General features: G+C 42.2%; 9 protein-coding genes and 1 pseudogene. 9 read left to right on the forward strand and 1 reads right to left on the reverse strand.

What is annotated here, in order from left to right; translation table 11 throughout:
- Window positions 1-29 precede the first annotated feature (29 nt).
- From PMG25_RS11025 to PMG25_RS11065, 9 genes are read left to right on the forward strand one after another with little or no spacing between them, the layout of a single operon-like run.
- On the forward strand, window positions 30-1,106 hold the full coding sequence (locus PMG25_RS11025; protein WP_283766952.1) for a TauD/TfdA family dioxygenase: 1,077 nt from the start codon (window positions 30-32) through the stop codon (window positions 1,104-1,106).
- 33 nt (window positions 1,107-1,139) lie between these two features.
- Window positions 1,140-2,081, forward strand: a complete 942-nt coding sequence (locus PMG25_RS11030; protein WP_283766953.1) for a Rossmann-fold NAD(P)-binding domain-containing protein — start codon at window positions 1,140-1,142, stop codon at window positions 2,079-2,081.
- Between the two features lie 25 nt (window positions 2,082-2,106).
- Complete coding sequence (locus PMG25_RS11035) at window positions 2,107-2,865, forward strand: class I SAM-dependent DNA methyltransferase (RefSeq protein WP_283766954.1); 759 nt, start codon at window positions 2,107-2,109, stop codon at window positions 2,863-2,865.
- A gap of 8 nt (window positions 2,866-2,873) precedes the next feature.
- Window positions 2,874-3,806 (forward strand): DUF2785 domain-containing protein, encoded by a 933-nt coding sequence (locus tag PMG25_RS11040; protein ID WP_283766955.1) that lies wholly within the window; start codon window positions 2,874-2,876, stop codon window positions 3,804-3,806.
- A 12-nt stretch (window positions 3,807-3,818) separates the two neighbouring features.
- Window positions 3,819-4,508 (forward strand): SDR family oxidoreductase, encoded by a 690-nt coding sequence (locus PMG25_RS11045; RefSeq protein ID WP_283766956.1) that lies wholly within the window; start codon window positions 3,819-3,821, stop codon window positions 4,506-4,508.
- A 56-nt stretch (window positions 4,509-4,564) separates the two neighbouring features.
- Window positions 4,565-4,978 carry an element excision factor XisH family protein gene (locus PMG25_RS11050; protein ID WP_283766957.1) on the forward strand — a complete coding sequence of 138 codons (414 nt, stop codon included), beginning with the start codon at window positions 4,565-4,567 and terminating at the stop codon, window positions 4,976-4,978.
- Window positions 4,966-5,301 (forward strand): XisI protein, encoded by a 336-nt coding sequence (locus PMG25_RS11055; protein ID WP_283766958.1) that lies wholly within the window; start codon window positions 4,966-4,968, stop codon window positions 5,299-5,301. The genes PMG25_RS11050 and PMG25_RS11055 overlap by 13 nt, the downstream gene beginning before the upstream one ends.
- Window positions 5,302-5,332: 31 nt before the next feature.
- Entirely contained in the window at window positions 5,333-5,752 is a 420-nt protein-coding gene (locus tag PMG25_RS11060) for an element excision factor XisH family protein (protein WP_283766959.1), read from the forward strand.
- Window positions 5,740-6,075 carry a XisI protein gene (locus PMG25_RS11065; RefSeq protein WP_283754609.1) on the forward strand — a complete coding sequence of 112 codons (336 nt, stop codon included), beginning with the start codon at window positions 5,740-5,742 and terminating at the stop codon, window positions 6,073-6,075. Before PMG25_RS11060 ends, PMG25_RS11065 begins: the two co-directional genes overlap by 13 nt.
- Before the next feature lie 26 nt (window positions 6,076-6,101).
- Here PMG25_RS11065 and PMG25_RS11070 read toward each other — a convergent pair.
- Window positions 6,102-6,437 (reverse strand): annotated as a pseudogene (locus PMG25_RS11070) (tetratricopeptide repeat protein); the annotation flags it as partial.

The following is a 6,437-nucleotide window of genomic DNA, read 5'->3' on the forward strand; positions in this document are numbered from 1 at the left end:
GAAGTCAACTTGAATTGAGGAAAAATAAAATGGTCGTGACTCAAACTAAGTCCTTTATTACCATTAGAAATAAACGCTTTCATTATATCTGGTTGCGAGAAAATTGTCCGAGTTGTCGCTATGCAGCTCCGTATCAGCAACTCTACGATCCAAATATTAGCGATCGCCCAGAAAACCCCCAACCTCTATCCATAGACTTGAATGAAGAGACCTTAACCATTGACTGGGATGAAACCCCCGCTCACCGCAGCGTATTTTCCGTAGAGTGGTTGCTCAGAAATAGCTACGATCCTCAACCCGAACTCGACTCAGACCCCTCGATTTTATGGGATAGAGCAACATTAGAATCTACTCCACCCCAAACCTATAACGCTCAAACCGTTGATAATGAGATTTGGATGGAGCAATTATTCAGTCTCGGATTTGTGGTATTAGAGAATATCTCTCCAGAAAACTTAGAAGATTTTCTTTCATCTGTCGGCCCCATTTATAACGCTGATTACGGGAAAATCATGCCTCTAGAAACTAGAGAGCAAGTTCAAGAAACCCGTGATGGCTGTCCCTTACCCCCCCATAACGATCTCAGTTACTGGGGAGGGCATCGCCTGGCTCAGTTTCTATATTGTGTAGAAAATCAAAACTCAGGCGGTGAATCGACATTGGTCGATGGTTTCCGAGTAACAGAAGACTTTCGCCAAGATTATCCACACTATTTTCAACGTTTGCGAGACACACCGGTACAATATTGGTTGCTCGATCGCAGGCATGGGTATCGTTTTTGTAATACTGCATCGATTTTGGAGTGCGATCGCGATGGAAATTTAACCACAGTGCGCTTTAGCAAAAGAAACTGTAGACCTCATTTACCCTTTGAGCAATTAGAAGATTTCTACCAAGCCTATCATACTTTTTTCTCCTATCTCAAAAAACTGGAGTATCAATATCAGTTTCGACTCAGAAACCATGACTGTTTGCTCTTCCAAAATTTTAGAGTTCTGCATGGAAGAACTGGTTTCGATCCAGCCCTAGGAAATCGAAAGCTCAGTTCGGGCTATGTTGATTGGAACTTCTTTGTTGGCAAAAAGAATTTTAAAAATCACGAATAAAAATATCGAAATTAAATTCTTGGAGAATCGATGATGAAAATCGCTTATATTAAACCCAGTTTTCTTAACGAAAAAAGAGTTGGTTTACTGCCACAACATCTCTATTATTGCAGTCCAGAAGACGAGCGCAGATTTGAACGCGGCTATGGGAAAAACTTAGATATTTCTGATGGAGCTTATGGAGAAGGTGCGGGCTATTCTCGCGAAAGTCTCTTTGCTTGGGCCGATGTCATTTACTGTATTAAAGTCCCCCAACCCCAAGATTATCAATACTTTAGAGAAAATCAAACTCTAGTCGGTTGGATTCATCCCTTTGGTGCATCGGGAAGACATTTTAGGGAACATTGTGCTGAAGCGAAAAATATCCGACTCTTTGATGTGACGAATCGGCTCTCGATGCGAGTGACTCAAGGAAAAGTAGAAACCCTAAATATTCCTAGAGATATTACTCACAAGAATAGTATAATTGCCGGTTATGCTTCCATGATGCAAGCGACTATGTTGCGCGGGGGAATTACCCAAAACGATCGAGTGGCTGTATTTGGTGGAGGCAATGTGGCTTATGGAGTTTTGAAATTTTTAGGAAGTCAAGGAATTGATCCTTTGTTACGTCGCCGCAGTAATATCGATCTAGTACGGCAAGAATTTCAAGATTATGATATTTTTATTAATACAGTGGAAATTAGTCAGGGAGATGCACCGATTGTCACTTTGGAGATGTTAGATGCGATGAAATCTACGGGTTGGATTATTGATGCTGCGGCCGATACCGGTCGAGCTATTGAAGGGACTCGCGCAACTAAAATCGAAGATCCAATCTATCAAGATGAGCAAGGACATACATTCTATGTCGTTGATAATTCTCCCTCTTTGCTGTATCGAGAAAGTAGTGAAGCGGTTAGTGAAGGTTATGCCAAGAATTTTTGGGTCAAGCCAATGAGCTATTGGTATAGTGATTTCTGTATTGCCCCTTAAGTAAAAATTACATAAAAAAAGAAAAATGTCAAGTAGTTTTGAAGTTCGCTTACCGGATAATATCAAGGATTTACCCATTAATGAGGAGTATTTTTTTATTACGGAAAATGGTCAAGAGCGGCGATTAAAGCTCCATGATTATGCAGAAGTTTATCGAATTCCTGGGCTTTATAACTATTTGGCTTTAGAGAAACTTGCCTATCGCTCTCCTGAAGTGATGACGACTTTGTTGACTGAGAATTTAAATAATAGTGGCGAGTCAGTTGAGGATTTAAGACTATTAGAATTAGGGGCAGGTAGTGGATTGTTTGGTCAAGCGGCTGCCCAAGTGGGAGTAACCTCTATTATTGGGATTGATATTGTTCCTGAAGCGGCTGAAGCTTGTCGAAGAGATTGTCCGGGAGTCTATGAAGATTATTTTGTGGAAGATATGACTCAATTATCAGAGTCAACTTGCAATTTTCTGAAGGAGAAAGATTTAAATGGTTTTGTTTGTTGTTCAGCATTGAGTGAAGGTCATATTCCAGTCAAAGCTTTTGTCACGGGGATGAACTTAATTAAGGATAAAGGCTGGGTCTTGTTTAATGTGGCAAAGACGAGTTACGAGTGTGAGGATAATTGTCCTGAATTTGTTTATTTTTACCGTCAATTAGTGGCAAAAGGTTACTTAAACGTGCAGGCGACTCAAACCTATATTCATCGCTGTTTTTTTAATGGGAAATCTTTGGAGTATGTGGCAATTTTAGCGAAAAAACAACAAAATATCCCCAATGAGTTAAGCTAGAAGGTTAGATGGATGTAGAGTTTTTAAAATCAATTGTCGAGAATAGATTTGCGGTTCCCGATCGCCATCAGGTTGCCGAACTAACTCCTAAGCTGATGGCGAATTTGGGGGCAGTAAAATGGGAATTGCGCGATCGCAGCTATATGACGTTGAGTGCCTGGATCTGGGGATGGCACGATCGCACCCACTATAGTCAGGCAGAGATGCTGGAGCTGGCAGAGCAGCCGAAACGTAATATCCAGATAGGTCTGGGTGAAGCAGAAAGCGATCGCGTGTTTTTGCGGACGTATTCTATTTTACTCTTGAATGACTTAACGGACTTCCATCGCCACCATCCTTACCTAGATGAGGGCGAAATCCGCGATCGCATGGAACTCTATTTAACCTATCTGGAGCAAGAGCAAGATTTACGAGGCTATGTGGGTGGGGAGAAAGGCTGGGCCCACGGAATGGCCCATGTAGCCGACTCTTTAGCCCTTCTTAGCCTCAATTCCTATCTCAATGAGTCAGATCTAATACGACTGTTAGATGCGATCGCCAGCAAATTGCGACAACCCGTGTCATCCGTTTATCTCCATTCCGAAGAAGAGAGACTGGCCAGAGCGGCCGTCAGCATTTGCCAACAGGATCGGCTGGCGATCAAGCAAATCAAGGTTTGGCTCAACAGATTAATTGAACCGGATCTGCGTCGTCCATCAGGTCGCTTCGTTTGGGATGACTTTGAGAATCATCCTTGGCGAAAAATTCTCACCGATCCGACTGAGAAACTCTGTGCGTATCGAAATCTGCAAAACTTTTTGCGTGCCTTCTATTTTCAATGGCGCAAAAAAGAAGATAATCCAGAAAGAAAACAGACCGTTGAATACCTCATCGAGGATGCTTTGCAATTTATCGATACGGGTTTTTATAATTCCAGTGAAGGCTTCTTTCTCAATCCCTAAAATAGATTTTTTATGTCTAAACTAATTTTAATTACTGGAGTAAGTCGGGGTCTCGGTCGCGCCATGGCCGAGAAATTTATCCAGTCCGGACATCGGGTGATCGGTTGCGCTCGTAACCAGCAATCGATTGCAGAACTCAATGGGCATTTTAGTCAAGCCCATAACTTTACCACAGTTGATGTGACTGACGATTTCGCAGTAAGTGCCTGGAGTCAACAGATTCTCGGCGCATATGAACCCCCCGATCTACTCATTAACAGTGCTGCTATTCCCCACCAACGTATTCCTCTGTGGGAGATTTCAACTGAAGAATTCGATCGCGTGATTGATGTCAATATTAAAGGGGTAGCCAACATTATTCGCCATTTTGTCCCAGCAATGGTCACCCAAAAACGGGGTGTAATTGTTAACTTTAGTGCCCGTTGGGGTCGCTACACGGCCGCTAATGCTGCCCCCTATTGTGCCAGTAAATGGGCGATCGAGGGCTTAACGGGAGCGTTAGCCCAAGAGTTACCATCAGGCATGGCAGCCGTTTCCCTTTGGCCGGGAACTATTCATACCGATACCTTAGAATATATTTATGGGGCAGAAAAAGCGGCGGGTTATATTTCTCCTCCAGCATGGGCGCAGATAGCTGTTCCCTTCTTGTTGCAAATTGGAGCGAGTGATAATGGCAAACCTCTCTCTATTCCGACGGGATAATATATTCTTTAATTCCCAAGTTTTAGAAAAACTGGAACTTAATCGACAAAATAGAAATGGCAAAAGACATCTATCACGAAACGGTGAAAACAGCTTTAATCAAAGATGGCTGGACAATTACAGACGATCCCCTCCGATTAAAGTTTGGCGGTCGGATGACCTATGTCGATCTGGGAGCCGAAAAACTGTTAGCAGCCGAAAAACAGGGAGAGCGTATTGCCATAGAAATCAAAAGCTTTTTAAATCCTTCTCCCATCAAAGATTTAGAACAGGCATTAGGTCAATATATTCTTTATTCTCAAGTTTTAGAAAAGCTGGAACTTAATCGTAAATTGTATATTGCCATTCCTCAAAAGGTGTTTTCTGATTTCTTTACTGAAGCACTTCCGCAATTAATCATAGAACTCAATAACCTTAAAATCTTAACATTTAATCCTAAAGTTGAGGAGGTTGTCCAATGGATAAACTAGAATTTTATCGAGAAACCATTGAAAAAATCCTCAGAAGACATGCTGACATGCCTTACTCCTATGGAGAAATCGATGAGCATGTGATTATCGATCGAGAGCGCAATCACTTTTTATTATTTGATGTTGGTTGGCAGCAAGAACGCCGCGTTCATGGTTGTATTACTCATCTTCAGATTATTGATGGTAAAATTTGGATTCAGCGCGATGGTATTGAGGATGGAGTGACGGAAGAGTTATTAGAAGCAGGTGTGCCAAAATCGGATATTGTTTTAGGCTTTCAACCCCCAGAAGTGCGTCCCTATACGGGTTATGGGGTATCGTGATTAAAAACTGTATTTTATCACTACAATAAGAATGGCGAAAGATACCTACCACGAAACAGTAAAAACGGCTTTAATCAAGGATGGCTGGACAATTACCAATGATCCACTGTCCTTAGCCGTCGGAGGCCGAATGGTTTATGTAGATCTGGGCGCAGAAAAACTATTAGCTGCTGAAAAAGATAACCAAAGAATTGCTGTAGAGATAAAAAGTTTTGTGCGTCCATCTCCTGTACAAGATTTAGAAAATGCTCTGGGTCAATATGTGCTTTACAGAGGATTAATGCAAGAATCACCTCTTCATCAAGATCGTAAGCTATATTTAGCCGTTTCGGATTTAGTTTATTTTGATTTTTTTGAGGAAAAAATAGCTCAAATTGCTATTCGTACCAATCAAGTTAAAGTATTGACATTTGATGAAACATCACAGGAGATAAGCCAATGGATAGAGTAAATAAATATGGTCAACTGATCCAAGAAATTCTAGACTACTATGCCCAAATTCCTTATAGTCATGGTGATATTAAGAGCCATGTCATTGCTGATTGGACAAACCATCATTTTATGTTAGTGATTATCGGTTGGGATGGAAAACATCGGGTTCATGGGATGATTACCCATGCCCAGATTATTGACGGAAAAATCTGGATTCACCGCGATGGGATTGAAGATGGAATCACGGAAAAATTGCTAGAAGCGGGCGTGCCCAAATCGGATATTGTTTTAGCCTTTCACCCGCCACACATTCGCCCCCATACTGGATTTGCGATCGCCTAATTCTAGGGTATCTGTTAGAGCCTCCATCAGGAAAGACTTAAAAATCGCTCTAAGGCTTCTGTAATAGTTGGAGGCCAACGGCGGATGTTTTTCACCCAATCCATATCTTTATACCGAGAGTCTAAACCGACGGCGGCTACCCAGTTACTTTCGGCTTCTCCTTGTTTGCCTTCTACCCATAAGGCGGCACTTAAGGCGGCTCGCATGTCGGCAAATTGGGGATATTTGCGGTTGAGATTTCGCATCATTTTGATGGCTTGTTCGGTTTCGCCGAGTTCGTAGGTGGCGAGGGCTTGACTGGCGAGGGCAAAGGCGAAGTTAGGGGCAAGTTCGTTGCAGGTTTTATAATCGGCGATCGCCCC

The organism is Roseofilum capinflatum BLCC-M114 (assembly GCF_030068505.1).
Lineage (GTDB): Bacteria > Cyanobacteriota > Cyanobacteriia > Cyanobacteriales > Desertifilaceae > Roseofilum > Roseofilum capinflatum.